We start from the raw sequence: 24602 nt of genomic DNA, 5'->3' as shown, positions 1-24602 counted from the left end.
AATCACTCCAATCTAATTTGTCCTGCAGTTTCAATTTGCATGTCCATCAGTGATTTGTTCATACGGCAGTATTCACACGTTCCACATCCTGTTGGTGCGACTTCGCCGTTGATTACCTTGTTAATATGTTCTTGCTTCATGCGGACATCATTTAAAGCTTCTTGTAAATCACGTTCACCAAATTTAATAATTGCTTTGTCGGGCGTATCTTGCTTTGAAACAGCCACAATTAATGGATCGCACTTAATGCCAAATGTTTGATAAATTAATTCCTGGTAGATAGCCATTTGAGTATCATATCCACTCGCGATTACAAAGTCGGTATATTCGTGCAACTCGTTATTCCAATGCTTCTTATGAATGCTATCGACTGTTTTAAGATCGTAGAATCGTTTATGTTTTAAGTCTAAACAATCAATCTTTCCCATCCATTCAATGCCATCGATATTTCCAGTAACAATTTTTTCTTTATCGCCTTTGTATAAGGCTTTGAAACCTGCATCGTTAGCCAATGCTTGAATGCATTTATCAGCCAACTTGAAATCTTTTTTAATTCCCTTTTCCTTGTTGCCATATTTGTATAGCTCTTTTTCATGCTCATCTAAAAATTCCTGGTGAGCTTTTTTGCTTTCAAAGTATGAATGAAGATAATTTCCAAATAACAATGGTTTAAGGCTACAATTGGGCTGATACTCGCCTTTGAGTTCAGCTAAGGCACGAGCCTCACATTGTAAGAATGACCAGTATTGTGATTTGGACCGATACTGCCAATTAGCATCATTCGAGTAATAATTACTTGCGGTTAGTGTCATTGATTTGGTCGAAGAGTGCTCCTTGTTGTTCATGTTCTTTAGCACCATTAGATTCATCTTCTTTCTTATTACCGTTGTTTGCTTTTAGTTCAGCGAATAATTCTGCATCTGTTTGTTTCTTTGGTTCTTTAGATGAATTTTCAGCTTTCTTGTCAGAATTATTCTCATCATTTTCTTTTGACTTTGGAGTAACATCTTTTGCTGGTTGTTCGTCAGTTTTATCTGCTGATTCATCTTGTTTAGTTTCCTTTTCTTTGTTGTTATCAGTATCTTTGCTATCGATTAAGTCACTAAGTGTTTCCTTTGGAGTAACATCTTTTGGGTCATCATTTTCATATTCATCAGCAGTAGTATCATTAATTGATTGAAGTAACATTTCATTATCATTAGCTGAATTAATATAAAATTTAGCACGGTTCTTTTTGCCATTTCTTGTTTGAAATTAGCTCTTGCTCCTGAACGTTTAGATCTAGCTTGTCCCCAACTAGTTTCAATTTCTTTTTTAGTCATGATGGTGTAGTCTTTAGTGCCATCATTCTTAATGACAACTGCGAATGCACCCACAATTTCGTTATCACGATTTTCAAATTTAGGTTCAAATTTAGTAACTACTTCGTTAAATTCTTCGTCTGAACCAATTTCAAAACCATCGCCTTTAAACACTACTTGTGCTTTAATGTCCTTAACATTGCTTAATCTTTTGACAACGCTAGTAGTTCCAAAATATGAACGTTGCATTGTTAGTTGTTGACCATAAGGAATGAAATAGCATTGATTTTTAGCTGAACTCAATCCTTGAATAACCATATTGGTAAGAGCTTTACTAATTGATTGTGGGCTACAAATTTGTGATAGTGGTTGCCCGTGTGAATCGTCAGTAATTTCCAACCATGCAGTTTGTAGGGCATTACCTACTGAATAGCCTTTTGGTAAAGCTAGTCCTTGATTCTTTTGTAAATCTTCTACTTTGTTTGATACATATTGTGTAATTTCAGTCATAATTTTATTCTCCTCTAAATTCTGCGTAGTAATCGTCTGTTGCGTCTTGAATATCACTCTTGGAGCAATACTTGATAACATCTAGCAACATGTCTTGTGCAAATTCTTCTTCGTGATGTGTACATGCATATAAAAAGCTATCTAATGCTTCTTCTGCTGCGCTGATTGTGTCATTCATATTATTTGCCCCACTTTCTGGCTTGAATTAATTTGCCAAATCGATTAGAATTGAATCTAATCAAATAACTTGCTATGAGTTTATTTCGGTCGTTGATATTGCGAGTATCAACGGCTTTTTCTTTTGCATGAAATAATCTGTGAATAAAATTGAACATTAAACTCTCTTCCCTTCTTTATATAATTTAGCGATTGTTAAATCTGCCGCTTCTAGTTGGTATTTCAGAAATTCATTGTCTTGATACAAATCTTTGGAATAATTAAGCAACTCTAAGTGTTGTTTAGCTTGCTTTTCTAGTAGTCCTAAAGCTAAATCTAACTTAGCTTGTGTTTCATGTTGTTTAGATTGTGTTTCAATTAATTTATTTTTTGTTTCTAGTAAATCATCAGATAAATCCTTGAGAGGTCGTCTAATACCGATTGTGTATGTTGTTGGCATGGTTAAAATCTCCTTTGTTATAATTGTTATGAAAGGTGGTGAATAATTTTATGAATAACGAATCATTCGATTGCCCTTTTTGTAAAAAAAGTTTCCCATTAATAAATGATACTTTTTCAGTTACACATATTGCTTTTTCTAATGGAATGACTAAAAGTTTTCAAGGGCCCTTCCCATTGGGGTATAAAGTAGGTACTTTTAAGAATGAAACAAATTCAATAAATTTCATAATGTATAAATGCCCGTCTTGTAAAAGAACTAGTTTTGAAATGATTGGGATTGGAACGGATTTTGGCGAAAATAACAAATTTAACATCTATCCTAAAAATGATGGTCGTAAAAATTATCCAGAATTCGTTAATCCATATATTAGAAACGATTATGAAGAAGCCTATAGTATATTAGAATTAAGTCCTAAATCCTCAGCAACATTATCTAGAAGAATTATCGAAGAAATTCTTCTAGATTTTTATGGATTATCAAAGGGAACTTTATTCAATAAAATTCAGAAATTAGAATCAAAAAATGAAGCAATTAATATAACTAATGAATTAAATGCCATAAGACAAGTTGGAAACATTGGTGCACATTTTAATTTGGATTCAAATAAAATCCCTAATGATGTTAGTACTGAAGAGGCTAAATTGTTATTACAAGTTGTTGAAGATATAATTGATGAAACATACATTCGTAAGCATGATGTAGATTCCAGAAAAACAAGCATTCAAGAATTAGCTAATAAATTTAAGAAGAAGTAGCCAGCAATTTACCTTGTTTATCAAAATATTGATAAACATAATGTACTGGATCATCTGGTGTTCCTTCGCCAAATATTGATACAACTCTGATAACCGTAATTTCTTTTGCCCCATCGACATTTGAAATGCGGTTATTATTTTTATTTCTACACATATCGTCACTTCCTTATGAATACATAATTTTTGTTATAATTTACTTACTGGCTCATTTGCCTAGTCCCTGATGAAAGGTGGTGTAAATTTATGCCAGAAAAATCCGATAAAGAATTGGCTGTGGAATTAACTGGTCAATATCTAAACCATATGAACTCACAAATGAATAATAAGCATCCACATACTGATTTAGATTTAAAAGGTACTATAAATGTCTATAAAAGCTTTTATTCTGCTGTTCATGAGGATAAATAACCGTACAATTAATTACTAATTCATAAGAGGCCAGAAGAGATTTCATATTTTTAGAAATCTCTTTTATTTTTTCTCATCATCAACTGACACATTTATAATAATTTTTCCTTTTTTCATTACATAAACCTCCTAGTCTAATTTACCTGGTAAAGTAACATTTACTTCATTTTCAGGAACGATTCCATTTTCTTTTAACATGTCATATAAGAACTTCTTACCTTTAGGAGTCCATAACATTGTGGTAGCAATCTTATCTTCAGCGTAGTTAAATTCACGTTGAACAATGTAGCCTTTATCTTGGTACTTCTTATATAGCAACCAGTTCTTACCCACTTTGTATTGGATTCCTAAGTTATGAAGTAAACGGTTAAACTTAACAGCAGACATTACATAATTCTGTGCAATCACTGATGTTTTAATACCATTTTCCATACTTAACTGATGGTCATAATATGTTGCTTTAGGTTTTAACTTTTTGTTATCAGCTTCAAGTTGTTTGCGTTCATTTTGTTCTTGAATCCATTTTTCAGCTCGTTTAACGGGGTCATCAATCATGTAACTATCTTGATTTTGAAGTTTAAGTTGTTCGTCCATTTCGTGGAACTTTTGAACATAGAAAGCAGTAAACAATGTTCCCTTTCTGCCGCTCAATTTATTTACATACATTTCACAACCTAAGCGAGTTAATAAATAACATGATCTAGATTGATTATTCTTATCTTTATATGTTGATTTAATGAAGTAATCAGCCGAAACCAATTTTGGTTCGGGCTTTATATACCCAACCAAACTATCAATTTTTCTCATAACATGTGAATGTGTTTCGTTTGTTTGTTTTGCAACTTCACGACTGTTAATTGCTTCCTTTTCAATATTGATATTTGTAATGTTATTTTTTCTTAACATATTAATCCCTCTTTCTAAATCTATGACAACTTTTAGTTGACAAGGTTCCAAAAAAAATACAATCTCTTGGTATTTTATACATTTTTGCCAATTCTTTTCCAAACACATCTGGAACATTTTGTGGAGATTTTTCGAAATACCTTATCCTATCTTTCGTTATATATACTTCAGTTATATCAGTCAATTTCTTTGCTGCTTCCGATTGAGTCATATTTGCATTAACCCTTGCAGCTTTTAAAGATATTCTTAATTTATTGTCAGAAATACTTTTCATAATATGTTTCCTCCTTTCAACAATTATTAGTATATGACAACTTTAGGTTTACGTCAACAACTTAATGTAAACTTTTTCAACTTTTTATTGAAAAAAGTAAACTTAGTGATATACTTTAGTCATAAAACAAATACATATTAAGGAAGAAAAAATAAAATGAATGAAAACATTATAGGTAATCAAATAAATAAATTAAGAAAAAAGATGGGCTGGTCACAACCTCAACTTGGAGAAAAATTAGATGTTTCAAGACAAACAATTTCAAATTGGGAAAATGGAGTAAAAACGCCTAGAATGGGAGCTTTACAACAACTATCTGATTTGTTCAATGTAAGTATCGGATATATTACTGATGGCAAAGAAGAACATGAATCGCAAAAAGATATAGCTCAAATGATTGATGATGGCGATTATATGACATTTCAAGGAAAAGAATTAACTGAAGAAGATAAGGAACTATTAAAAAGATTGTTAAGGAAGTAATTTATGTACAACGATATTTTAAAAGATTTATTAAACTATGCATTTGATCATGGAATTGGTATAGAAACAGTACATGCAAATATGAATACTCCTTGTCTAGTATTAAATAATAAAAAGTTAATAGTTCTAAATCTAAATTGGAATAAGTCACAAATTCCATTTGCACTATCGCATGAAATAGCACACATAATAAACGAAGATGACATTCAACTTTATAGATCAAATAGTTGTAACTACAAATTATCATTTGAATACAATGCAAATTTTAGAGCTTTAAATATATTAATACCTATATATTTAAAAAAGTGCGAATATACAATGGATAATATTTCACCATTAATGGATCAACTAAAAATTCCAAATTCATTAATTAACGAAACAAAACAAATCACATCCAAATATATACAAAAGGACTGCTAAATAATAGCAGTCTGATTTTACAAATACGGAAGACATTTTGAGTTAATTACTTGACTTATGTATTGTTCTTATAATGCATATAATTATTTGATTATTTTTCAATAAAATAATGCTATGGTAAAATATTATGGTTAAATTACATATATTTGGAGGAATTTTTTATTATGAAGTCTAAAATGAATACTTGGACTGCGATTTTCAATATTTTTAATGCTGTAATGCTATTTATTTCTTGGTTTGTAGTGATTATACAAGCTGCTTCCAGTGATGGTAACGCAAGTAGTGCTGCATTCTTTTATATAGTTACATGGATTGGTGTGCTATTAAACATTTTGTCATTTTACTATGCAAAGCAATTAAATATTTCTGTTGTTGGTGCTGTATTAGGAATTATCGGAAGCCTATTATCTGGTTTATCAATGATTTTTGCTTTCCCATCAATTGTTTTATTAATCATTGCTGTTGTATTTGAATTTCTACAAAAACCATCTAAGGGAGCAAATAATGCAAAATAAGAATGTAAAGCCATGGTATAAAGTATGGTGGATTTGGGTAATAATAGTTGTAGTTTTATTTGTATTGTTTAGTATGATTGGCGTTAGTAGTTCTGATAATGATAGTTCATCTAAAGATGTAAAAACTACTAAAGGTACTGCTAAAAAAACAAGCGATTCTACATCTGCATTAAATAAACAATATAAAGTTGGACAAACCATCGATTATAAAGGCTACAAGATTAAAGTTGATGACGTTACATATGATAATGGTAGCGAATTTGAAACTCCAAAAAGTGGTAACAAATATGTTGTATCTAAAGTAACAATTAAGAATGATACTGATGATAAACAAGATTACAATCCATATGACTTTAAACTAAGTGCAAATGGTAATGCTACCGACTTAGATGAATCAACTGGTAATGACAATTATGATAATAATGATTTAAACAGTGGTACTTTAGCAAAGGGTGCTTCTGTGACTGGTTATCTAATTGGTCAAGCCAACCCAAGCGCTAAACTTAAATTGCAATATCAACCTAATTATTTTGATAATAAAACAGTTGATGTTGATTTAAATTAATATAAAAATCTGTCTTTAAACATAAGGCAGATTTTTTATTATAATCAGCAATTACACACCCTTCCCTGATGGATCATTGGCAGATATGATTAGAATTGAAGACAGCTCAGGTAATCTAGTTGCTAAGACTTCATGGGGACACTTTAAATATGTTGATTAATATTCAACAACATATAAAGAACTTATTATAAAAATACAATATGATATTATTAAATCAATACTGTTAAAGGAGATTTAAAATGGAAAACGAAGAAATAATTTTAAATAAATTAAAAAATGTGGGCTTAAAAATAAACAAAACAGATATTCAAGGTAATTTAAGAAATGTAACAAAATTTATAGATCCGAAAGAAGAAATAATATATTCAGATAAGTTTGACATTGGTTATATTTACATTTTGACTAATAAGCAATTTTTAGTTTTAAGTCCTTTTTCTAAAGGGAAAAATGCATATTTAAACGGTCACACATATTTAAGCGAATTTAATGACGGACTACTAAGTAGTAAATTCTTAGTAGAAACTACTGGCGAAAAAACAGAATTTAAATCAGGCGATGCAATTAGTGCTGAAGCTGCATATAAAGAATTAAAAAGATATTTAAATAATTAAAAAATAAACCACCTTATCAATTGATTAAGGTGGTTTTTATGCACATAAGGCAATTTATGAAATTTAAAATTATAAATGGTTGACTATACGTTTAAACTAAGTATATACTTATACATGAGAAATAACTCTCTCTCATGTAAAAAGTTATTTCTCTATATGAAAGGATGGTAGGCTTGATGAATGCAAATGTTGAATTTAGGAATTATAAAGGAGTGATATCAATATGGCTTTTGAAGAAAATATCAAATTAAAAAAATGGGGAAATTCACAGGGCATATTGTTATCTAAGGATCTTCTCAAAAAGATTAATATAGATTTCCCCATTAATGAAGATTTAAAATTAAAAATCAACTATGATAAAAAAAGTATAAGTTTGTCAAAGGCAAATGATACTATTGACGATATGTTTAAGAATTTTGATTATATAGATTGGCAAAAAAATAGATCCAAAGATTATGAATGTGACTTTGGTGAGCCTGTAGGTAAAGAAGTATGGTAATCTAATAAATATATCTCCTTGTTATATAAAACTGTTTTCATAGGTTACTCTCGTCATCCTTATCGATAGATTAAAAACGACAAATAAAAAGCAAGGAGTTAATTATAATGAAACAATTTCAAGAAATGGTTAAACAAGGAGATATTATTTGGATTACAACATCAAATAATATGGGTCATGAACAACAAGGAACAAGACCTGGTATAGTGTTAAGTACACAAAAACATAATTATTACACAGGAATGGTTACTGTAGCACCAATTACGAGTAATACAAAAAGCATTCCAACTGATATAATCTTGCCTAACAATTTAAAAACAAATGGTAGAATACTTATGAATCAAGTAAGGTCATTTGATCTAAATGCAAGAGAATATGATATTGTAGAAAGTGTTCCACAATCTACAATAGATGATATGCTTAAAAAAAATCACTTGATATATTACAATAACTAGTAAAATACCAAGTGAACAAATAAAATAAAAATATGGATTGCTTCTTTATGTAAAAAGAGTAATCCATATTTTTGTTTTAGTCAACACTTAAGATACATTATTTATACATATAAAAAAATAAATTAAAAAAACTAAGGTATTCTTTTATTGATATCAACAGCATTATAACATAAATCTAATGAACTGAATCCAAATATTTTGTTTCCTAACTTATTAATAATGTATAAAAATATAAAAAACATACAGGTGTACAAAACAGAATAATGAATAACATTTAAAATGAAATAACTCATTGCTAAGTTTATAATTATTAAGGCACTATAATGGAAAAAATAGAAAAGATTTCCCCATTTGCGAAATAAAAAATTCATTGAATATACAATTAATGCAAAAAAATAGGACAAAAAAGAAAAAGTTCAGTTATTAAAAGATAATTTTTTAAATCATTATATATATATTAAATTACTAGGAAAAAGACAAGTAAATATTATTATTAAAAATGAAATTACAGCAAGTAATTTAGAAAAATTTATAGACATAATAGTTTTTCCACTATTAATTTTTTTAAATATAATTTTTCTGTATCATCAGCATTATTTGATATTAAATTAAAATGATCTGTTTGACCATCATTTTCTAAAGAATAAATCAAATCAACAGCTTTTATATCTATATCAGTAACTTTAACAATAAAACTAATTTTACTTAATATACTATTTCTAACATCTCTATGCTCCCAATCAGCTTTTAAAAGCAATCTGCATAATTGTCTAAAAACAATGGCTTCGTTTTCATTATTTAAATAGGAATAATTATTAAAAACATTTTTAGAATAAAAATTAATTCTTTTATTAATATCATCGAAATTAATATAATTAAATTTATTATTATCACATAAATAATGATAATAAAATATGCAAATATCATCGATTTCCGGAAATCTTTTAGCAGTTCTTTTGTCAAAATTTATTTTTCCATTATGTTTATGAATCCCTCTTGTAGCACTAAGACAAGTTCTAAATAATTCCAAATCTTCTCTCATTATTATTACTTTTTTTGAAAGTTTATATAGATCATTACGCCATTCAGATTCATTATGTATTGCACTTTTTTCGCTATTTATTCTATTAAAAATTGATGTAAAAAAAGTTGCTATAACACTACTTGTTAATAATGTAGTTAATATGGTATTCAAAATTTCATCCTCCAAAATTAAATATGTTTTAATAATAACATAAAAAATAACCACCTTTTTATGCGTAATTAATATTACAAACACAAAAGGTGGTTATTTATATGGAACTAGAAGATTTAGGATTAAGTGCAGCCGATTTGGCTAGAATCAAAAGAATCTACGACAAAATGGATAAATTAGCTGATGAAGGTGCTATGATTATCGCTAAATATATGAATGAATAAACTAAAGGGTGTGCCCAAATATGGGCACACCCTTTTTGTATAAATGTATATTTGTGTTTTTGTATACAAAAATTATTTTTTAAATGGATTTTTGATTAAACTAGACTGCCCTATTTTAAAGGTATATCTTTTTGCGTAATCTTTAGAATAATCATTTTCAATGAAATCATATAAATTATTTAATTCATCTTCATTAAATATTAACTTATCATTACTTCCTAAATCTTCTTCATCTACATAAGAAATATCGTATTCAATAGAATCATCTTTATTATAAGCTATATATCTACCATCAAAAGACATACCAATGATAACGTTATACTTTTGTTCCATAACGATCTCCTAAATTCATATTTTTATTATAAAATTTTTATAATTAATTATAAATTACTAATTACTAATAATTTATTATAAATAATAAATTATTTTTTATCAAAATCACCGTGTTTAAGGGCATATCGTAACATATTATCCATTAAATCTATCATCTTTACATCATTTTGGAATGCTAACATTTTTATTTCTTTATACAAACTATCTCTAACTTGAACAGGTCTACTTCCTTCTTTTTTTACCTTATAAGGTGATTCATCATCAGAAATACTACCAGCTTTTTGTGCTAATGCTTTTAATGCATCATTATCCATACTCATTATTTATCGTCTCCAATTCTGTGTAATTCTTCATGTAATGTTAGATTATACATACTTAAAGCACGTTTATCCCAATATCCTTTATCACCAATTCCTTCATCACCAAAAACTTTTACACGTTCTTGTTGCCAAACTGGATTTACCATAACAATATCCCCAAATTCTTCTTTTGCAGATTTACTAATTTCTGTATCTGTTTTTGCATTTCTTTTAACTAAATAAAGTAATACACCTGCAAGTTCAAACTTGGCTTTATAATCTTCTCTCAATTGATACATATATTTAGCAGTTTTTAATATAGATGTATATGCTTGTCTTTGAGTTTGTAAAACTAAAAATACATAATCACTTGCTAAAATTGCATTATTAGTAAATACAGATAATGTTGGTGGAACATCTAAAATAATATAATCATATTTATCCTTTATATCATCCAATAGTGCTTTTAATATCAAATTTCTATTAAAGCTATCAATTTTTTCCATTTTAGAAGGAAACAAAGACAAGGACCAATCGGCAGGAGCCAAATCTAAATTGTCGGTAACACTTAAAATGCTTTTTGAAATATCTCCATTCAAAAGCCCTTTTGATAACGGAACTATTGGTTCATCTTCATTATTATATGTTGTATTAATAATTTCTGTTGCGTTAGCTTGTGGATCTAAATCTACTAATAAGACTTTCTTTCCCATTTTTTCTAGTAGATATGAGTCCATAACTGAAACTGTGGTTTTACCAACACCACCCTTAAAATTAAAGTGTAGCAAGGTTTTAGCCATTTTTATCACTTCCTTATAATTAATTATAAATTATATATTACAAATTGTAAATTATTAATTACTTATTATTTATAATTAATTATAAATAATTTATTACTTTTTAAATTGTGTTGATTAATTAACAACACAATGTTATTCTCAATTTATAAATAAAAAAGAAGTTATCCACGGCCATGGACAACTTCTAAATAAAAAATAATATTTACAATGCAACTTATATCTTTGAGGACAAAGAGCAATTGATATGTTTTTAACTTATACATACATTATACTAAGTTGCGTTGTAGATATCAATAGGAGAGAACTACAATGGGACAATTTATTAAATTATATTCAGAATTTTCAGCAGCAGGTCTTAAACCAAATGAAATGATTGTACTGGCTAACTTGTATGATCGTATGGATTTAAGTTATAAAAATGAAGGGTTTTACGATGGAAAGCAACATGCTTACTACATAACATTTACTCGTGAAGATTTAGCTAAAAAAGTTAATGTGGGTATTGCAACCATTACTCGTGTATTTAAAACATTAGCTAAAAAAGGTTGGATCATTATTAAGCAACGTTTCAATTCATCTAACCGTATTTTTTTACCTATATCACTAAAATCTAAAAATGATTCGTCTAAAGTATCAAATTTAGATTCTAATCAGACTAAAGCTAAACAAACATATACAAATGAAACAGATGTAACACGTAATCAAACAAAAAATAAGCAAATTGCAATGCCTAAAACTGAAATTGGCAACGAAGAAAATAAGCAAATTCACATTTCTGGTTTTGATCGTATGCAAAACTTAGTAGACTCTCTAAAGCAAAAGGCTTGCTTTGGACATGACTTAATTAATATTTTGGTTAAATACTCTGAAAATACCGGGGTTCTATATAACTACGCACAATTAATTTTTAAGGCTAAAAAAACAGTTATTTCTAAGTTAGTAAAGAATGGTAGACCAGAAGCTAAAGATGCATTGAGATTTGAAAACAATATTAACCTAATGCCTGAATTAAGTGAGTTTATGAAGTCCTTAATTATCAAAACTAGATGCACTAAGAGTATTAAAAATGTTGCTGGATATATAACTAAGGCATTGCATGAGTTCTTTACAGATGCTGTGGGTGGATATATGAGCATAGAACGCCACGCACATCTATCTAAAAACACTAAGGACTTCAATATTCCAATAATTCAATTAGATAAATAATAAAAAATTATAAGGAGATTTTAATTATCGAAGATATAAAAAGATTAGTTGTAACTGGTAATGGTGCTGATTTATATTGTGGATTAGATACTAGATTTAGCGACTATATGAAAAGTAAAAAAAGCATAATCGAAGACGAATATAAAAAGTTTGAAAAACAATTTAAAGATATAAACAATTTCATTGAAAAAATAAAAATATTGATAATAACAACGATTGCATTGTTAACTATATTTTTATTAGATTTTTTAAAAATAAAAATGCATTGTCTTTTTTGCATAAAAAGATAAATTTTGTAGGCCTCTATTTGGATGATAATAGTGGAACAACAAGCGAACAGATGCAATCTTATATATATAATATGAATCTTTCAAAAACTAATAATAAAACTATGGATGAGTTAGATGGTTTTTTAGAATCTAAATACAAAGAGTTTCAAATGGACGATAATAATATGAAAAATATTAATATATGGGATATTATTATGTATTTAAATAGTTCAAACAATTCTAGCTGGTTTGATCTTGAAAATGATATTAAGTTTTTTCTATTATCTAAATACAGAAATGTTAGAAAATATAAAACATCTATCGGACTATTTAATAAGCTATTATATGATTTTCAAAATAGTGATTTTAAGCCCGTAATAGATGATGATAGTTTTAGTTATTATAAAGAACAAATTTCAGAAAAGTTTATATTATATTTTGCAATTAAGTATTTAAACTTTAATGACTCTAAAATTAGTTTTTATGATATATTAATGAGTCAACTTCATGTATTTGAAAAGCAATTTTCGGATTATATAAATAAAGAAATACAAAAACATGAAAATTATGCATATGATATGAATCATCTCTTAAATACTTTAACTGATAATTTTAGTAATCATAGTGGAAAAGGAATCTATTATTTCAATTTGCTTACTTTTAATTATACAATTGGTGGAGAAAGTAGTCCTATAATTGATAACGTAAAAGGGCTTCAAAGTATACATGGAAGTACTAAATATAAGAGTTTAAATTCTAGCAATATAATAATGGGAATTGATTCTAATCTAGGACGAGATTACGAAGAATTAACTTATAAAGAAAGGCAAGAGATATATTCATTTACTAAAACTTCCAGACTTTTAAACTTTAAGCGTAAAAAATTAATATTCTTGATAATAATATTAATTCAATTGTATTTTTTGGTCATTCTCTTGGTGAATCAGACTATTCATATTTTCAATCCATATTTGATCATTATAATATTTATGGATCTGATGTATCATTAACATTTGTTTATGCTGTACATGATTCAGATGATAAAAAAATAACTAAAGAAGATGCTGATTTAATTGCAAGACAAAAACAAAGTAATAAGGTTAGTCATTTAATCAATTCTTATGGTGACACATTAGATAATAAGGAACATGGTAAAAATTTACTTCACAAAATGTTATTAGAAGATAGAATTTCTGTTGTAAATATTGAAGATATGTGAGGAGAAATTCATATGAATATTTTTATAAGTGATAAATTTAAGGATAATTTTTATAATTATATAAAAAGAACGGATTTGGGTATTTATACTTGGTTTTTCCTTTTTACAATTTGTGAACTCATTTTAAAATTATTTGGATATTTTAAAATTGATATGAATAATAAAATAATTGATTCCTTTAAAGCTCCTTCACTATTAATCACTTTAGCATTAAGCAATGTTTATGGTATTTTAACTGTAGCTGCAATATTATTTGGAGTGTTAAAAAGAAAAAAGAAAAATAAAACAGTTAATATAAGTAAATATAATTTTTCATTGTTTACATTTAATAAAAAAGCAAAAATACTTTTTAAAGTTATTTTAGATTATATATTGGGAATAAGCTTCTGCATTGCTATAAGTACTAATTCAATAAAAAATGTTTTTTCTAATAATGTTTTTAGCTTGTGTCTATATTTATTCTTAATAATATATATTTTTTCATCTATTTATAGAATGGGAATAACAAACAGATATGAAAAAATTGATAATATCCCTTTTAAGAAATTTTGGTTTATAATAGACAAAAAGGAATATAAATTTGATAAAAATGTTGATTTGTTTATTGCTATTCCAGATAACAATTTATCAATTAAGCAATCACAAATATATTTGTTTAAAAAAATAAAGAACTATAATTCATATGAATATGTTAATTCATTTGATTCATATGACTCTGCAAAAAAATGTTTTAATGATTCAACTAAATAAAAAAGGCCTACCACTCAAATGAGCAGTAGGCCTTTATTCAGGCTTAAAAGCCAGAATTACCAGAAGTGCATGTTTACATGCATGTCTAGTATAACAAATTGTTTTATATAAATATTCCTGTATAATAATTTTTGTGGAGAAGTTGAATGCGGTGGCAAATCTCTTGAAAGAGGTGGTTGTTATGGTGTAATAAATCATCATTTAGACTCTCATGAAAGGATTTGCAGTTTTGTCAATTGTTACGGTTATTTTTGCAATTGTTGCGCTATTAAAAGCGTTAGCTTATTGCATCAATGCTATTTCAAGATTGATTTCTGTAATCAAACAGAACAAAAAGACAAAATAAAAAAGCCGTATCCTCAACTTTGGCAGGTTGAATACAGCTTTTTTAGTATTTAAAATATGCCACCGCTTTTAACGGCTCTACTTGGAAGTCCTGTTGAAGCAGGGCTTCTTTTTTTAATTCAATATCATTATATATTTATTCAATAATTATATCAACAAATATGATACAATTTAATTAAACGGAAAAGCAAGATGCTTAAGCGTTTCGACATATAAGAACGTCACTATTAATTTAGTGGCGTTTTTTGTATATAAAAAGAGCAAGCAACTTAATGCCTACTCTAAGGTCTTTGATTTTATTATGCCCAGCGAAAGGCACTTATTATTATATAACATTCTAATGATGATTTCATTAATAAAAAAGCGGTCACTTTTGTGACCGCCCAATGTATTGACTTTATAGTTATAGAGGTATTTTAAGCACGTTGTACTTTTTAAAGTACAATAAAATTATATTGCAAAATATCTTTAGATGCAATAAAAAAGTAGCCACATTTGTGACTACTCAGTAAATATAAAATCGTGAATACTTCATCAAAGGCATCAGATGTAGCAATTTGCTACAAATATTATTATATGCAAAAGGTACAGAATTTCAACAAATAAAAACAGGATAATTTATATCCTGTTTTGTGATTAAGTATTTACAAAGAAGGACATTATAATGAGTGACTCAAAATAATATATTTTCACACCAAACGAGAAAACGTGCATTATCCACCTTGTGTATTGAATTCATATCAATACGTTTTTTATTATATGCAGAAATTATTTATTTTCAAGAGAAAAATAAAAAGGCCTACCAACGCATAGGTCAGTAGGTCTAAATATTATTTAATTCGGCGTGAGAAGTCAGTATTGGCACTCACGTAGCCAGATGAGTTTTTAATCTTGTAACCTTACCATCTTTCACCATATCGGCGTAGAAGCATGACTTAGCTCCAAATCTAGGCTCACGCTTTCTCTTTAAGTGTATGTCAGAGTATGTGTTAAGCATGGATTTAGATTCAAAGAGTTTGCCTTTCTGCCAGTAGGTAGCTTGCTTGGGCTTTTCTGCACTGGTAAAGTGACCAGTTTTGTCTAAGCTTAAATCAACATCACTACCACCAGCATGACCAGTCCAAGTATATTGCCATGCATCATATTTCATTTTTGGTTCATAACTGATATTGGCTACCCAAATCTTAGGGCTATGATGCAATTTATTAACCATAATTTTAGATCCAAACCATGACTCCATTGAGTAGACTGCTAAGTTATGATAACCAGCATTATATAACACATCTAAAAATTGATTAGTTTGTGTAGTAAGATTATCGCTTAGTGAGCAGTCTTCTACATCAATAGCTAGTAGTGTAGATTTATCTAATCCGCATTGCTTAACATGTTTTAAAAAGTAGTTAGCTTCAGCTACTGGGTTGCCCATGTAGAAATGATATGCACTAATTACACCAAAAGTTTTATATCCATTGAAAACTTGATATGGCGCTTGATAATTATCATATGTGGGGTAATTACCGTAAGTTAATTGTACGATTGCTCCTTGGCAATTATATGATGATTTTAAAGCACTAAAAAAAGCAGGTGAACTGCCTTGATATTTAGCCAAGTCTGCGAATACTTTACTCATTATTTTTCACTTCCTTGATGTTCATATGGATTAGCTGGGGCGCCTTGGACATTGCTGTTTTGACCTTGATTATTTGAATCATCAGTAGTTACACGGACAACCTGTTGGTTACTGTTTGATTGGCCAGTGGTATCTAACTTATGAATATCGCCGCCGTTAGCTTTATATAATTGGTATGCACGTTCTACAATAGCCAAAACACTTGCTTCTGGTAATTCAATACCTACTGAGTATAATTTAGCAACTAGTTTTTGCACAGCCATTTTTCGCTTAGTAGCGTTTCCTAAAGTAGCATCTACTGCTAGTGGTGCTACAATATTTTTTGCAAAATTTAATGCCATATCTTCTGCTTGAATGATCTTTGCATTATGTTGAGATTTCAACTTATTTGTAAGCATTGGCCATACTTTATGAGTTAGAAATCCTGCAAGACTAGTAATAACTAGCCATAAAAAAGTTTGTAGTAATTGATTTATTTGTTGTTCCATATTAATTTTTCCCCGATTCTTCATCTTTAATATTTAAATGATTTAAGTTACTCAAAATTTCTACTTTGGTTTTAGTTCGTTCAATTTCAATATCATGCTTCTCTAAATGCTTTTGTTGTTCATCATATTTTTCATTGAACAAATCAGTTAATTTATCAATTGAATTTCCTAGTGATTTAATTTGTTGAGACATCAATTTATTACTCTCGTTGGCTGGATCAGTTACTAATTTTTTAAAGCAATAAAAAAGAGCACCAATAACTCCAGCAATTACTGAAATTAATGCTGCCCATTCAGTCACATCAAATCCCCATAAATACATATATTGCCTCACTTCCTTTCTAAATTTTTGCAAAATAAAAACGCCTATTGTTGAGGCGTTGGTTGCTGACTGAGTAACTCATCAGCTTGCTCTTGTGTTATCCATGTTCCTACACAGGTTCTAACATTATCAGCTGTAAAGATATGGTCGACTAAGTAATATTCTCTGACAGTGCTATACATATTAATCATTATTTGTTGCCTCCTTGTGCAGTTGATTTACCAGCCATGCTAACCATTAATTGACCAATACGTGTGTTTAAATCATTAATTTGTTGGTCTTTAGTTTGTGCATCTGTTTGAGCAGCTTCTAATTGTTGTTTTAAAGTAGCGTTGCTATTTTCAGATTCTTTAAATCTATTTTGTAAATCGTTTAATTGATTTGATAGTTCAGCATTATGTTCCTTAATATCGTCAAGACTACCTTTATATTTCATTTCAATTTTCTTCTCATCAGTAGCTGGGTAATCTGCTGGAAACTTTAGTGCGTTGGCATTTTTATCCCAGAAAATCTTATTTGTGATAAAGCCTAAAAGTTGTGCTTGATAGCCGTTTACTTCGACTGCCATTGAGCCTTCTTGTGCTGTATCCGATACGCTTTGAACGTAGTTGTTGTTATCTAAAGTTATATATTTTTGCATTTTGTTTTCTCCTTTTTAAATTGTTGTAAAGCTTACATACATGTGTACAGGTATAGTTTTCTCTCCAGCTATCATTCCGGATAAACGGTTAGCATCAAAATATAAATTAATACTTCCACTGTTAGATCGTGCTTTATATTTTCCACTATAATAAAAGTTGCCAGGTGCTGTATCTTGCTCAGAAAAATTATTTATATATATTCCAGAAAAATTAATATTACCAGCAAATTGTCTATCATAATCACCACTTGCAAAATCTAAATTCTGATTGGATACATATGCACCGTATATTTCACCAGTTTGTTTATTTAAAATAACGCCACCATCTGTACTAACAACAGGCAAACTATTTTTAATGAACTAATTTGACTGTTAAGATTGCTAACTTGTCCCTTTAGTTCATTGACTTCGTCCCGATCACTAATTTTTAAATCATGGCCATTTTCATCTACAACAAATGCACTTTTACAGTCTTGAATTTTCCCTTGCATTTAATTACCCCCTAACTATTTTTAGAGTTCCTGCTGGCAAATTGGCATTATGAGCATCAGTTTCGTTATTAAAAAATTGTATCTTTTTATTAGCATCATCTTTCGCTCGTTGCTCGGCATCACGGATATCACTACCTATTTGTTCTTGTGCTTTATCTATACGGTCGGATAGGGCAGCGATATCGTTATTATTAACTATGCGTTGCCAGCTATTCCAATTTTTAGGCCAACCAGTTGCATTTATATAGAAAATATTGCCACTACTGTCATACCATGTCATGGAAGTAAAACCATTGTTTTTATCAACAATAATTTTTGACCAGACTGTATAGTTAACAGGAGAATTTTTTAATTGTTTATTAAAGTCAAAAAAGGTGCCTTCTTTTTCCATTAAATCAAATAAATCGTCTCCATCTTGCAACCAGCCAGCAAAAATAGATGGGTTATTGTTAGATAAGTCGTTGATTTTATCGCTTAGCTTATCAGTATCATCAGTAGTAGCTATTGTTTGCCATTCATGCCAATTACCAACATCTCTATATCTGTAAAACATAGGGTGTCTAAAGCCACTGTTATAACCTGATAAATCATATAATTCCTGATAAGCATTACCACTACTATAATTTTTAACTTGAAGAAAACCATAATAACCCCAACTAGGAACTTCTTCATTAGGGTGATTATTAGGAGTGCTACCACTTATTGGATATATTCCTGTTTGGTCATAATTATTGAAATCATTTACTACAAACTTGTCGCTAAAGAATTTTAAACTTTTATCGCTCAATTCCCCAATCTGTCCACTCAGCTCACTCTTGGCACTCGCAATATCGCCGCCTAACTGGTCGTGAACTGTGTCCACACGCTGATTAGTGGTGTCGATGTTATGCTGCAAGTCGTCCTTTACACTATTTGTATAGTTATTTGCTTTTTTAACAGCATCACTTAAATCAATATTTTTAATGCTAGTTTGGATTTTGCCAATTTCTTCATCAAAAGTAGTCTGATCAACATAACCAGCCGGTGTAATTGTAGCTGTATAGTTATCCGGATTGGTAACAGTTATCGCCATATCATAAGTGATGAAGTAGGGCGTTTGAGATTGCTTAGTAATAATAGCAGGTGTTCCTTCACTATTTTGTGTAATACCAAATAGTGTTGAGTTACTTTCACCTACGTGAGCAAGCAAACCAATCGCATGGATAGGGTAATCTGTTGTTAGTCCATTATTATCTAACTTGGCTTCCGGCTGAACAGAGTTGTTACCCTTCTTCAAATTGGTAATTGGATACTTTCTAACATTCTTAAAATTATCGACCGTCATGGCACTTAGTTGCCTATCACTAGGCAATGGTGTATCAGTAATTATCATAGCGTCAAAAGTAACCTTTTGTCCTTCTTGTAGCGACTGTGATACTAAGTTAACACCATCATCAGTAATCAGCTTATTTTTGTTATATTCCACTTTAAATTCCACCTCCATTAATATCAGTATGAATATGGGTACATAGCGAACTATAATTATCTACGTTAATTCCCATATCAGTTTGAATTGCAAAACTAATAAATTTAATTTGCGTACCTTCAGCAGCTGAACGTTTTAACTCATCAGCTAAATGATCTAATACAAAGAAATTTGTAACTTTGTTATAAGGGATGTTAACCACTTTTACTGTTTTCGGGTCACCAGTTTGTTTATTAGCATCCCTATCCTTGACCATGTATACATCAGAGTAGTTGCAACCTAACAGGCTAGCACAGGATTGAATTAAGTCGTTCATGGTCCCATTAGACTTGCGTGCCATCTCACGAGCAGTAATAAAGAACTTGTACATATCATCAGAATAATTGTTGCGGTCCATGTCATAATCGTCACCAATATCATCAATTTGTAAGCCGTGAGCATAATTTATGGATCGTGCTTTAGAAATCTCATCTAAGTTCTGCCTAGAAGTGAAATTGGAATTATCTAGAACACGCATAAAGTTATCTAAATTACTGCCAGCATAATTGCTTTGCATTCCAGTGAACTTGCTCATTGAGTCGTTGTGATTTTCTACATTAGTTTGGCCACTGAGTAAATTATCCATTGTTGACCACCACCGTTATTTTGGATTCATCCGTTGTGGCATTCTGATATTGATTAGCAGTAATGTTTTTGTCTGCTAATTTTGTTTGATCAGTGCCGATTAATAAATTGTTGGCATCTTGAACATTGTCGTTTTGACAAATGGCAACTAGTAATTTTGTTAGAACCACAGTATTACCCATACCTACACCATCAATGTAGTCAGTGATGGACTCAGTCACAGTATTAGTATCAATATTTTGTCCTACCAAGTTAACAGATACATAGATAGGTAAATCATTAACATAATCAAAATGAATGACTTGGGGATGATTAGACCTATCATAAGTTGTTATGGCTTGATCACCTACAAAACTGGTGTTACTGCCCCCGATATTCCAGAGTTTTTGTGCAATATCTTCTGGGCGACCACCTTTAACAAACACATGTGTAGTCCAGGGTGGATTACCTTGTACATCAGTTTGACTAGTATCATTACTAACCACAAAAGCATCAGTAACACCATTCACATTTAGCATCCCAGTCTTGATACCATCATGAGTAGGACCTTCTTTAGATTGATTAGTAGCATCAATTCTTTTTCTTAATGCATAATCAGTTTCTAAATCCGCACCACCGCTAGCCGGAGCATTATTAGTAACAGTATTAATTTCATCAACTGGGTTAGCTTGTACAGTAATCGTATTGGCATCCACATTAGTATAATCAGCTGTATCATCAGAATATGCTGTCAGTTCAGCATTACCATTGCTGTCGATTTGTGTATCATAGGCGTTCACAAATACCGTAGCTTCTTCAGTCATAAATTCGGTATTCTCTGGAATTACATAACCCGGTTGGCCAGTAATTTGCAATTTAGCAACTGCTGCTTGTGCTTGTTGTCTTTGAATGCCAGAGTTACTAGCTTTACGGTCTAGTGATATACCAGTTGAAGTATCTTTAAAACCAGAGTCATATACATCATGAGCATGCATATCTGCTTCTACTATTCCTTTGGCTTGAATACGGATGATTTTACCCAGAACTGAGTCAACTGACGTATCCACATTCCCCAATGATTTTTTATATTCAGCACTTTTCTTATCAACCACATCTTCATAGACTAGATCAATATAGCCATCATCAGTTAAAGGCATTAATTGCCACCTCCTGTTCTTCATCAAAATTACCAATTGTGGAGTTCACACTAAAAAAGAACGTGGCAATTCCATGTTCTTGGTCTAATTCACATCTTAAATTATTAACTGCGGTTACTCTACCTACGGACAAAATGCACTCTCGAATAGCTACTAAACCGGCTTCACGGTCAAAACCGTTTATTACAAAGTCCATGTTTAAACCATAATCTTTATAATCTAAAAAACTGCCTTTCGGCGTAGACAAAGCAACCGATATATTTTGTGATAGTTGATCAATACCATCAACCATATCTATCTGGCCATTAGTGAATGATATGTCCCCATCTTTTGTTAATTTAATATCCTTCATTTAAAATCATCTTCCTGGGCAATTTTAGAAATTATTATGGAGTCCTCAACTGAGTGTAGATTGGTATTAAAAACATTAAAGGTATCTCTATCTTTAGAATAATGACTTGTATCATTATTAGATACTGCTACCACTACATGATCACCTTTTTTTAAATCCATTTTAGGCTTTAAAGTATGGGATGCACCTTTAGTATCAACGTATTTGGCTTTGATGGGTGGAATGCTGATTAACGCTTTTTGAACCGCTGGACGTTTTTGGCTTTTACCATTAACTTTTGTAAGTGCCATCGGTTGAATTGAAGCATAAGGAGCATCAATTTGTTCTACTACTCCCAAATAGCAACACTTAATGGTTTCATTCAAATATTCACGTTCTTTTTGGATTATCATTGCTTGAGAATTGATTCCATCTTCACTCATCTAATCACTTCCTTCTTTTTGCATTAGCCCGTTTTTGCCTTTTGTTAAGTGCAGCTAGTGATTGTTTATCACGCATAGACTTAGCAATCTGACGTTCACGAGCCTTAGCCTTATTCATACTATCCTTTTGTTGTTTCTTATAAGCGGTTAGCAATTTAACAACACAAGTGGTCGTTGGAATTGTACCAATTTGTCTGGAATTATTACCACTAAGTACGATCACTTCACCACTTAGTTCTTCCGATTCTAATTTAAAGATGTCACCCACGGTAATAGCCCGATAAACAAATGATACTTGATAACTATATTCATTAGGCTTTGCTCGTTTTTGCAATTTATCAATTTGTGGCTGGGGAGTTCCAATTAAACCCGTTGTTGGATTAATTACTAGGTTCAACTTGTATTTAGTACCTAACTCATCAATATACATGTGCCCATGGCGATAATAAGGCGGTGTCTTACAATCAGTCGCAACATCAGTAATCGCTTGTAGTGGCTTTTTATTTGCCACATAACCACGAATGTATTTATGGTTATAAGCTAATTTTAAATGTGTAATTTTAATATTAGCTTTCTTAGCCAATGTCATAATAATAGTTTTTCCATCAGTATTTTTCTTGAATGACATTGCCTTATAAACCATTTTCTGTTGTTGTTGCTTTTGCTTGGCCACTCGCTTTTTATAGTTAATAACTCGCTTAGCAACTGAATTTCTGTAATGAGCGATCCTTTTATTAGTATTCTGCGCCATGGAGTTATATTTCTTACTACCCACATGCTTAGATAATTGCCGTCTAGCCTTACGTTCATAATTAGTTACCAATGATTGCTCATTGGGCATACTAGCTTTCAAACGTATGTTTTTGGACTTCTTACGCTGTTCTACTTTAATAGTCTTTTCAGCTGAGTAATCAACTCCATCTTTGACTGTAAAACTAATGTCTGAGTCGGTTTTCTTAAGTGGAGTGATGTTGGAAATAGTTCCACTAACCACTAATTTAATATCGCTCTCGGTATAATCTTCATTGAACCAACCCGCCCAGAGTGAAACCACAGTATTATTTTGAAAGGCTTTAATAATTAAATTGATATGCTCTTTAGTAATTTTATGGATAGTTACATCCGTGGAGCTAGGACGATTAGAACCATCATAATTATTAGTATGTTCAATGCTAAGTGTATGTGGGATTCTATCGGACGACTTAAATTGATATGTTTTATTGGGCGAATCTAACAAAAAGCGTTGATAAAAATGAACTAATTTCATAGATTATCATCCCCAATATCATCAGCATTATCATTGTTCACATCAAAATCATCGTCAAAAACTAGAAATACCGTTTTACCAAAGGTTTCTTTGTTGACTTCACTTTGCGTATTACTTTCGTCTAGGGGAATTAATCTTTCTAGTGGTAATCTTGGATCCGTAATGTTTTCAAATAGCGCCATACCATAAACTAATTTTTCGCTCATTACTAAAGGGACATCATAAGCATCGTAAAGGCTGCAATAATAACAATCAGCGTATGAATTATATTTAAAGACCATGCTATAAGTTTTATTAGACAACTCAATATCAAATTGAATGGGATGATCATTAATCTCATCGACATCTAAGTCTATATAATCATGTTGTAATATCATCATCTAACCTCCTATATATGCATGGTTTCACCCACCGGTAAGTTGCCAGCAGGATAATTGTTTTTAGCTTCTAGGGATGAAACTGAAACGCCATAACTTCTGGCAATCGACCAGTATGAATCTCCACGTTTGATTTTGTACTTATGAGTTTTGTTCTTAGCAATACCCTTAGATTTGCCCTTTTTACCTTTTTTCTTTGGCTTTCGTTTATCCTGTACTGTACTTTCAGCATATTTTGCATTAGTAACGGTAATGCTTACGTTCATAGCATTTACAGAGCCATTAGTCGTGTGCTGTGGTGTAAAAGATGTGATCACAACTTCCGGATAAATTAATTGTCCACGTACATACAAATTCTCACTATTGTTAGCCCAGCGAGCCATTCTAGCTTCATCTGCTTTCACTTTTCTAAAATCATAACCTTTAG

At 30.3% G+C, this 24602-nt stretch carries 39 protein-coding genes; 13 read left to right on the top strand and 26 right to left on the bottom strand.

Annotated elements, in window-relative coordinates; all coding sequences use genetic code 11:
* Positions 1 to 2: 2 nt before the first annotated feature.
* From C7N41_RS07310 to C7N41_RS07300, 5 genes are all read right to left on the bottom strand, one after another.
* Complete coding sequence (locus C7N41_RS07310) at positions 3 to 812, bottom strand: PD-(D/E)XK nuclease-like domain-containing protein (protein WP_105965031.1); 810 nt, start codon at positions 810 to 812, stop codon at positions 3 to 5.
* Positions 793 to 1188, bottom strand: a complete 396-nt coding sequence (locus C7N41_RS07820) for a hypothetical protein (RefSeq protein WP_225362892.1) — start codon at positions 1186 to 1188, stop codon at positions 793 to 795. The genes C7N41_RS07310 and C7N41_RS07820 overlap by 20 nt, the downstream gene beginning before the upstream one ends.
* Positions 1095 to 1811, bottom strand: coding sequence for a RecT family recombinase (locus C7N41_RS07305; RefSeq protein WP_225362891.1), 717 nt, complete (start codon positions 1809 to 1811; stop codon positions 1095 to 1097). The genes C7N41_RS07820 and C7N41_RS07305 overlap by 94 nt, the downstream gene beginning before the upstream one ends.
* 4 nt (positions 1812 to 1815) lie before the next feature.
* Entirely contained in the window at positions 1816 to 1989 is a 174-nt protein-coding gene (locus C7N41_RS07710; RefSeq protein ID WP_157944992.1) for a hypothetical protein, read from the bottom strand.
* A gap of 156 nt (positions 1990 to 2145) precedes the next feature.
* A complete protein-coding gene (locus tag C7N41_RS07300) occupies positions 2146 to 2427 on the bottom strand; it encodes a hypothetical protein (protein ID WP_105965030.1) in 282 nt (93 codons plus the stop codon).
* 50 nt (positions 2428 to 2477) lie between these two features.
* On the opposite strand from C7N41_RS07300, the gene C7N41_RS07295 reads away from it, so the two are divergent.
* Positions 2478 to 3185, top strand: coding sequence for a DUF4145 domain-containing protein (locus tag C7N41_RS07295; protein ID WP_105965029.1), 708 nt, complete (start codon positions 2478 to 2480; stop codon positions 3183 to 3185).
* Here C7N41_RS07295 and C7N41_RS07290 read toward each other — a convergent pair.
* Positions 3172 to 3339, bottom strand: coding sequence for a carboxypeptidase (locus tag C7N41_RS07290; RefSeq protein WP_105965028.1), 168 nt, complete (start codon positions 3337 to 3339; stop codon positions 3172 to 3174). The genes C7N41_RS07295 and C7N41_RS07290 overlap by 14 nt on opposite strands.
* 89 nt (positions 3340 to 3428) lie before the next feature.
* On the opposite strand from C7N41_RS07290, the gene C7N41_RS07740 reads away from it, so the two are divergent.
* A complete protein-coding gene (locus C7N41_RS07740; protein WP_167390242.1) occupies positions 3429 to 3593 on the top strand; it encodes a hypothetical protein in 165 nt (54 codons plus the stop codon).
* A gap of 129 nt (positions 3594 to 3722) precedes the next feature.
* On the opposite strand, the gene C7N41_RS07285 is transcribed toward C7N41_RS07740, so the two are convergent.
* Positions 3723 to 4499, bottom strand: coding sequence for a phage antirepressor KilAC domain-containing protein (locus tag C7N41_RS07285; RefSeq protein ID WP_167390241.1), 777 nt, complete (start codon positions 4497 to 4499; stop codon positions 3723 to 3725).
* Position 4500: 1 nt separating this feature from the next.
* Positions 4501 to 4773, bottom strand: coding sequence for a Cro/Cl family transcriptional regulator (locus C7N41_RS07280; RefSeq protein WP_105965026.1), 273 nt, complete (start codon positions 4771 to 4773; stop codon positions 4501 to 4503).
* A 156-nt stretch (positions 4774 to 4929) separates the two neighbouring features.
* Between C7N41_RS07280 and C7N41_RS07275 the strand changes: the two genes are divergently transcribed.
* The 7 genes from C7N41_RS07275 (at position 4930) to C7N41_RS07245 (ending at position 8321) form a co-directional block, all read left to right on the top strand.
* Complete coding sequence (locus tag C7N41_RS07275) at positions 4930 to 5256, top strand: helix-turn-helix domain-containing protein (RefSeq protein WP_105965025.1); 327 nt, start codon at positions 4930 to 4932, stop codon at positions 5254 to 5256.
* 3 nt (positions 5257 to 5259) lie between these two features.
* Positions 5260 to 5676: an ImmA/IrrE family metallo-endopeptidase gene (locus C7N41_RS07270; RefSeq protein ID WP_105965024.1), complete on the top strand. Its 417-nt coding sequence runs from the start codon at positions 5260 to 5262 to the stop codon at positions 5674 to 5676.
* A 164-nt stretch (positions 5677 to 5840) separates the two neighbouring features.
* Positions 5841 to 6191, top strand: coding sequence for a transporter (locus C7N41_RS07265; RefSeq protein ID WP_225362890.1), 351 nt, complete (start codon positions 5841 to 5843; stop codon positions 6189 to 6191).
* Positions 6181 to 6756, top strand: coding sequence for a DUF4352 domain-containing protein (locus C7N41_RS07260; protein ID WP_105965023.1), 576 nt, complete (start codon positions 6181 to 6183; stop codon positions 6754 to 6756). Before C7N41_RS07265 ends, C7N41_RS07260 begins: the two co-directional genes overlap by 11 nt.
* Before the next feature lie 239 nt (positions 6757 to 6995).
* A complete protein-coding gene (locus C7N41_RS07255) occupies positions 6996 to 7367 on the top strand; it encodes a hypothetical protein (RefSeq protein WP_105965022.1) in 372 nt (123 codons plus the stop codon).
* A 223-nt stretch (positions 7368 to 7590) separates the two neighbouring features.
* Positions 7591 to 7866 carry an AbrB/MazE/SpoVT family DNA-binding domain-containing protein gene (locus C7N41_RS07250; protein ID WP_105965021.1) on the top strand — a complete coding sequence of 92 codons (276 nt, stop codon included), beginning with the start codon at positions 7591 to 7593 and terminating at the stop codon, positions 7864 to 7866.
* Positions 7867 to 7973: 107 nt separating this feature from the next.
* Complete coding sequence (locus C7N41_RS07245) at positions 7974 to 8321, top strand: type II toxin-antitoxin system PemK/MazF family toxin (RefSeq protein WP_105965020.1); 348 nt, start codon at positions 7974 to 7976, stop codon at positions 8319 to 8321.
* 529 nt (positions 8322 to 8850) lie between these two features.
* Here C7N41_RS07245 and C7N41_RS07240 read toward each other — a convergent pair.
* Positions 8851 to 9516 carry a hypothetical protein gene (locus C7N41_RS07240; protein WP_105965019.1) on the bottom strand — a complete coding sequence of 222 codons (666 nt, stop codon included), beginning with the start codon at positions 9514 to 9516 and terminating at the stop codon, positions 8851 to 8853.
* A 101-nt stretch (positions 9517 to 9617) separates the two neighbouring features.
* Here C7N41_RS07240 and C7N41_RS07875 point away from each other — a divergent pair, with 101 nt between their 5' ends.
* Positions 9618 to 9740, top strand: coding sequence for a hypothetical protein (locus tag C7N41_RS07875; protein ID WP_263852013.1), 123 nt, complete (start codon positions 9618 to 9620; stop codon positions 9738 to 9740).
* A gap of 72 nt (positions 9741 to 9812) precedes the next feature.
* On the opposite strand, the gene C7N41_RS07235 is transcribed toward C7N41_RS07875, so the two are convergent.
* The 3 genes from C7N41_RS07235 to C7N41_RS07225 form a co-directional block, all read right to left on the bottom strand.
* Positions 9813 to 10073, bottom strand: coding sequence for a hypothetical protein (locus tag C7N41_RS07235; protein WP_105965018.1), 261 nt, complete (start codon positions 10071 to 10073; stop codon positions 9813 to 9815).
* A gap of 89 nt (positions 10074 to 10162) precedes the next feature.
* Positions 10163 to 10393, bottom strand: a complete 231-nt coding sequence (locus C7N41_RS07230) for a hypothetical protein (RefSeq protein ID WP_105965017.1) — start codon at positions 10391 to 10393, stop codon at positions 10163 to 10165.
* A complete protein-coding gene (locus tag C7N41_RS07225) occupies positions 10393 to 11172 on the bottom strand; it encodes a ParA family protein (protein ID WP_105965016.1) in 780 nt (259 codons plus the stop codon). Before C7N41_RS07225 ends, C7N41_RS07230 begins: the two co-directional genes overlap by 1 nt.
* Positions 11173 to 11481: 309 nt before the next feature.
* Between C7N41_RS07225 and C7N41_RS07220 the strand changes: the two genes are divergently transcribed.
* The 3 genes from C7N41_RS07220 (at position 11482) to C7N41_RS07210 (ending at position 14616) form a co-directional block, all read left to right on the top strand.
* Entirely contained in the window at positions 11482 to 12378 is an 897-nt protein-coding gene (locus tag C7N41_RS07220; RefSeq protein WP_105965015.1) for a winged helix-turn-helix domain-containing protein, read from the top strand.
* Between the two features lie 307 nt (positions 12379 to 12685).
* Positions 12686 to 13657, top strand: a complete 972-nt coding sequence (locus tag C7N41_RS07215; protein ID WP_105965014.1) for a hypothetical protein — start codon at positions 12686 to 12688, stop codon at positions 13655 to 13657.
* A 362-nt stretch (positions 13658 to 14019) separates the two neighbouring features.
* On the top strand, positions 14020 to 14616 hold the full coding sequence (locus C7N41_RS07210; protein ID WP_157944991.1) for a hypothetical protein: 597 nt from the start codon (positions 14020 to 14022) through the stop codon (positions 14614 to 14616).
* A 1210-nt stretch (positions 14617 to 15826) separates the two neighbouring features.
* Here C7N41_RS07210 and C7N41_RS07205 read toward each other — a convergent pair.
* The 14 genes from C7N41_RS07205 to C7N41_RS07140 form a co-directional block, all read right to left on the bottom strand.
* Positions 15827 to 16591 (bottom strand): GH25 family lysozyme, encoded by a 765-nt coding sequence (locus tag C7N41_RS07205; RefSeq protein WP_105965012.1) that lies wholly within the window; start codon positions 16589 to 16591, stop codon positions 15827 to 15829.
* Positions 16591 to 17079 carry a phage holin, LLH family gene (locus tag C7N41_RS07200; protein ID WP_157944990.1) on the bottom strand — a complete coding sequence of 163 codons (489 nt, stop codon included), beginning with the start codon at positions 17077 to 17079 and terminating at the stop codon, positions 16591 to 16593. Before C7N41_RS07200 ends, C7N41_RS07205 begins: the two co-directional genes overlap by 1 nt.
* A 1-nt stretch (position 17080) precedes the next feature.
* Positions 17081 to 17401 (bottom strand): hypothetical protein, encoded by a 321-nt coding sequence (locus C7N41_RS07195; RefSeq protein ID WP_105965010.1) that lies wholly within the window; start codon positions 17399 to 17401, stop codon positions 17081 to 17083.
* Positions 17402 to 17591: 190 nt separating this feature from the next.
* Positions 17592 to 18041, bottom strand: a complete 450-nt coding sequence (locus C7N41_RS07190; protein WP_105965009.1) for a hypothetical protein — start codon at positions 18039 to 18041, stop codon at positions 17592 to 17594.
* A gap of 15 nt (positions 18042 to 18056) precedes the next feature.
* A complete protein-coding gene (locus C7N41_RS07185; protein ID WP_105965008.1) occupies positions 18057 to 18386 on the bottom strand; it encodes a hypothetical protein in 330 nt (109 codons plus the stop codon).
* The gene (locus tag C7N41_RS07180; RefSeq protein ID WP_105965007.1) at positions 18350 to 18532 is read right to left on the bottom strand and encodes a hypothetical protein; all 183 of its coding nucleotides are present in this window, start codon (positions 18530 to 18532) and stop codon (positions 18350 to 18352) included. Before C7N41_RS07180 ends, C7N41_RS07185 begins: the two co-directional genes overlap by 37 nt.
* A gap of 4 nt (positions 18533 to 18536) precedes the next feature.
* Positions 18537 to 19997, bottom strand: a complete 1461-nt coding sequence (locus C7N41_RS07175; protein ID WP_105965006.1) for a pyocin knob domain-containing protein — start codon at positions 19995 to 19997, stop codon at positions 18537 to 18539.
* Position 19998: 1 nt separating this feature from the next.
* Positions 19999 to 20622 carry a hypothetical protein gene (locus C7N41_RS07170; protein ID WP_105965005.1) on the bottom strand — a complete coding sequence of 208 codons (624 nt, stop codon included), beginning with the start codon at positions 20620 to 20622 and terminating at the stop codon, positions 19999 to 20001.
* Positions 20615 to 21757: a baseplate J/gp47 family protein gene (locus C7N41_RS07165; RefSeq protein ID WP_157944989.1), complete on the bottom strand. Its 1143-nt coding sequence runs from the start codon at positions 21755 to 21757 to the stop codon at positions 20615 to 20617. The genes C7N41_RS07170 and C7N41_RS07165 overlap by 8 nt, the downstream gene beginning before the upstream one ends.
* On the bottom strand, positions 21744 to 22109 hold the full coding sequence (locus C7N41_RS07160) for a DUF2634 domain-containing protein (RefSeq protein ID WP_105965003.1): 366 nt from the start codon (positions 22107 to 22109) through the stop codon (positions 21744 to 21746). Before C7N41_RS07160 ends, C7N41_RS07165 begins: the two co-directional genes overlap by 14 nt.
* On the bottom strand, positions 22106 to 22531 hold the full coding sequence (locus C7N41_RS07155; protein WP_105965002.1) for a hypothetical protein: 426 nt from the start codon (positions 22529 to 22531) through the stop codon (positions 22106 to 22108). Before C7N41_RS07155 ends, C7N41_RS07160 begins: the two co-directional genes overlap by 4 nt.
* Positions 22532 to 22535: 4 nt before the next feature.
* On the bottom strand, positions 22536 to 23798 hold the full coding sequence (locus C7N41_RS07150) for a hypothetical protein (RefSeq protein ID WP_105965001.1): 1263 nt from the start codon (positions 23796 to 23798) through the stop codon (positions 22536 to 22538).
* Entirely contained in the window at positions 23795 to 24175 is a 381-nt protein-coding gene (locus tag C7N41_RS07145) for a phage baseplate plug family protein (RefSeq protein WP_105965000.1), read from the bottom strand. The genes C7N41_RS07150 and C7N41_RS07145 overlap by 4 nt, the downstream gene beginning before the upstream one ends.
* A gap of 11 nt (positions 24176 to 24186) precedes the next feature.
* The coding region (locus C7N41_RS07140) for a LysM peptidoglycan-binding domain-containing protein (protein WP_157944988.1) at positions 24187 to 24602 on the bottom strand (416 nt) is incomplete at its 5' end.

The sequence above is a fragment of the Apilactobacillus micheneri genome, assembly GCF_002993975.1.
Taxonomy (GTDB): domain Bacteria; phylum Bacillota; class Bacilli; order Lactobacillales; family Lactobacillaceae; genus Apilactobacillus; species Apilactobacillus micheneri.
The sequence above is the reverse complement of the archived record's forward strand: the minus strand, read 5'-3'. Positions and strand labels throughout refer to the sequence as shown.

Bases quoted from the DNA above. Each gene is read 5' to 3' on its own strand.
- C7N41_RS07310 (WP_105965031.1), bottom strand. From the start codon at position 812: ATGACACTAACCGCAAGTAATTATTACTCGAATGATGCTAATTGGCAG.
- C7N41_RS07820 (WP_225362892.1), bottom strand. From the start codon at position 1,188: ATGTTACTTCAATCAATTAATGATACTACTGCTGATGAATATGAAAAT.
- C7N41_RS07305 (WP_225362891.1), bottom strand. From the start codon at position 1,811: ATGACTGAAATTACACAATATGTATCAAACAAAGTAGAAGATTTACAA.
- C7N41_RS07710 (WP_157944992.1), bottom strand. From the start codon at position 1,989: ATGAATGACACAATCAGCGCAGCAGAAGAAGCATTAGATAGCTTTTTA.
- C7N41_RS07300 (WP_105965030.1), bottom strand. From the start codon at position 2,427: ATGCCAACAACATACACAATCGGTATTAGACGACCTCTCAAGGATTTA.
- C7N41_RS07295 (WP_105965029.1), top strand. From the start codon at position 2,478: ATGAATAACGAATCATTCGATTGCCCTTTTTGTAAAAAAAGTTTCCCA.
- C7N41_RS07290 (WP_105965028.1), bottom strand. From the start codon at position 3,339: ATGTGTAGAAATAAAAATAATAACCGCATTTCAAATGTCGATGGGGCA.
- C7N41_RS07740 (WP_167390242.1), top strand. From the start codon at position 3,429: ATGCCAGAAAAATCCGATAAAGAATTGGCTGTGGAATTAACTGGTCAA.
- C7N41_RS07285 (WP_167390241.1), bottom strand. From the start codon at position 4,499: ATGTTAAGAAAAAATAACATTACAAATATCAATATTGAAAAGGAAGCA.
- C7N41_RS07280 (WP_105965026.1), bottom strand. From the start codon at position 4,773: ATGAAAAGTATTTCTGACAATAAATTAAGAATATCTTTAAAAGCTGCA.
- C7N41_RS07275 (WP_105965025.1), top strand. From the start codon at position 4,930: ATGAATGAAAACATTATAGGTAATCAAATAAATAAATTAAGAAAAAAG.
- C7N41_RS07270 (WP_105965024.1), top strand. From the start codon at position 5,260: ATGTACAACGATATTTTAAAAGATTTATTAAACTATGCATTTGATCAT.
- C7N41_RS07265 (WP_225362890.1), top strand. From the start codon at position 5,841: ATGAAGTCTAAAATGAATACTTGGACTGCGATTTTCAATATTTTTAAT.
- C7N41_RS07260 (WP_105965023.1), top strand. From the start codon at position 6,181: ATGCAAAATAAGAATGTAAAGCCATGGTATAAAGTATGGTGGATTTGG.
- C7N41_RS07255 (WP_105965022.1), top strand. From the start codon at position 6,996: ATGGAAAACGAAGAAATAATTTTAAATAAATTAAAAAATGTGGGCTTA.
- C7N41_RS07250 (WP_105965021.1), top strand. From the start codon at position 7,591: ATGGCTTTTGAAGAAAATATCAAATTAAAAAAATGGGGAAATTCACAG.
- C7N41_RS07245 (WP_105965020.1), top strand. From the start codon at position 7,974: ATGAAACAATTTCAAGAAATGGTTAAACAAGGAGATATTATTTGGATT.
- C7N41_RS07875 (WP_263852013.1), top strand. From the start codon at position 9,618: ATGGAACTAGAAGATTTAGGATTAAGTGCAGCCGATTTGGCTAGAATC.
- C7N41_RS07235 (WP_105965018.1), bottom strand. From the start codon at position 10,073: ATGGAACAAAAGTATAACGTTATCATTGGTATGTCTTTTGATGGTAGA.
- C7N41_RS07230 (WP_105965017.1), bottom strand. From the start codon at position 10,393: ATGAGTATGGATAATGATGCATTAAAAGCATTAGCACAAAAAGCTGGT.
- C7N41_RS07225 (WP_105965016.1), bottom strand. From the start codon at position 11,172: ATGGCTAAAACCTTGCTACACTTTAATTTTAAGGGTGGTGTTGGTAAA.
- C7N41_RS07220 (WP_105965015.1), top strand. From the start codon at position 11,482: ATGGGACAATTTATTAAATTATATTCAGAATTTTCAGCAGCAGGTCTT.
- C7N41_RS07210 (WP_157944991.1), top strand. From the start codon at position 14,020: ATGAATAATAAAATAATTGATTCCTTTAAAGCTCCTTCACTATTAATC.
- C7N41_RS07205 (WP_105965012.1), bottom strand. From the start codon at position 16,591: ATGAGTAAAGTATTCGCAGACTTGGCTAAATATCAAGGCAGTTCACCT.
- C7N41_RS07200 (WP_157944990.1), bottom strand. From the start codon at position 17,079: ATGGAACAACAAATAAATCAATTACTACAAACTTTTTTATGGCTAGTT.
- C7N41_RS07195 (WP_105965010.1), bottom strand. From the start codon at position 17,401: ATGTATTTATGGGGATTTGATGTGACTGAATGGGCAGCATTAATTTCA.
- C7N41_RS07190 (WP_105965009.1), bottom strand. From the start codon at position 18,041: ATGCAAAAATATATAACTTTAGATAACAACAACTACGTTCAAAGCGTA.
- C7N41_RS07180 (WP_105965007.1), bottom strand. From the start codon at position 18,532: ATGCAAGGGAAAATTCAAGACTGTAAAAGTGCATTTGTTGTAGATGAA.
- C7N41_RS07170 (WP_105965005.1), bottom strand. From the start codon at position 20,622: ATGGATAATTTACTCAGTGGCCAAACTAATGTAGAAAATCACAACGAC.
- C7N41_RS07165 (WP_157944989.1), bottom strand. From the start codon at position 21,757: ATGCCTTTAACTGATGATGGCTATATTGATCTAGTCTATGAAGATGTG.
- C7N41_RS07160 (WP_105965003.1), bottom strand. From the start codon at position 22,109: ATGAAGGATATTAAATTAACAAAAGATGGGGACATATCATTCACTAAT.
- C7N41_RS07155 (WP_105965002.1), bottom strand. From the start codon at position 22,531: ATGAGTGAAGATGGAATCAATTCTCAAGCAATGATAATCCAAAAAGAA.
- C7N41_RS07150 (WP_105965001.1), bottom strand. From the start codon at position 23,798: ATGAAATTAGTTCATTTTTATCAACGCTTTTTGTTAGATTCGCCCAAT.
- C7N41_RS07145 (WP_105965000.1), bottom strand. From the start codon at position 24,175: ATGATATTACAACATGATTATATAGACTTAGATGTCGATGAGATTAAT.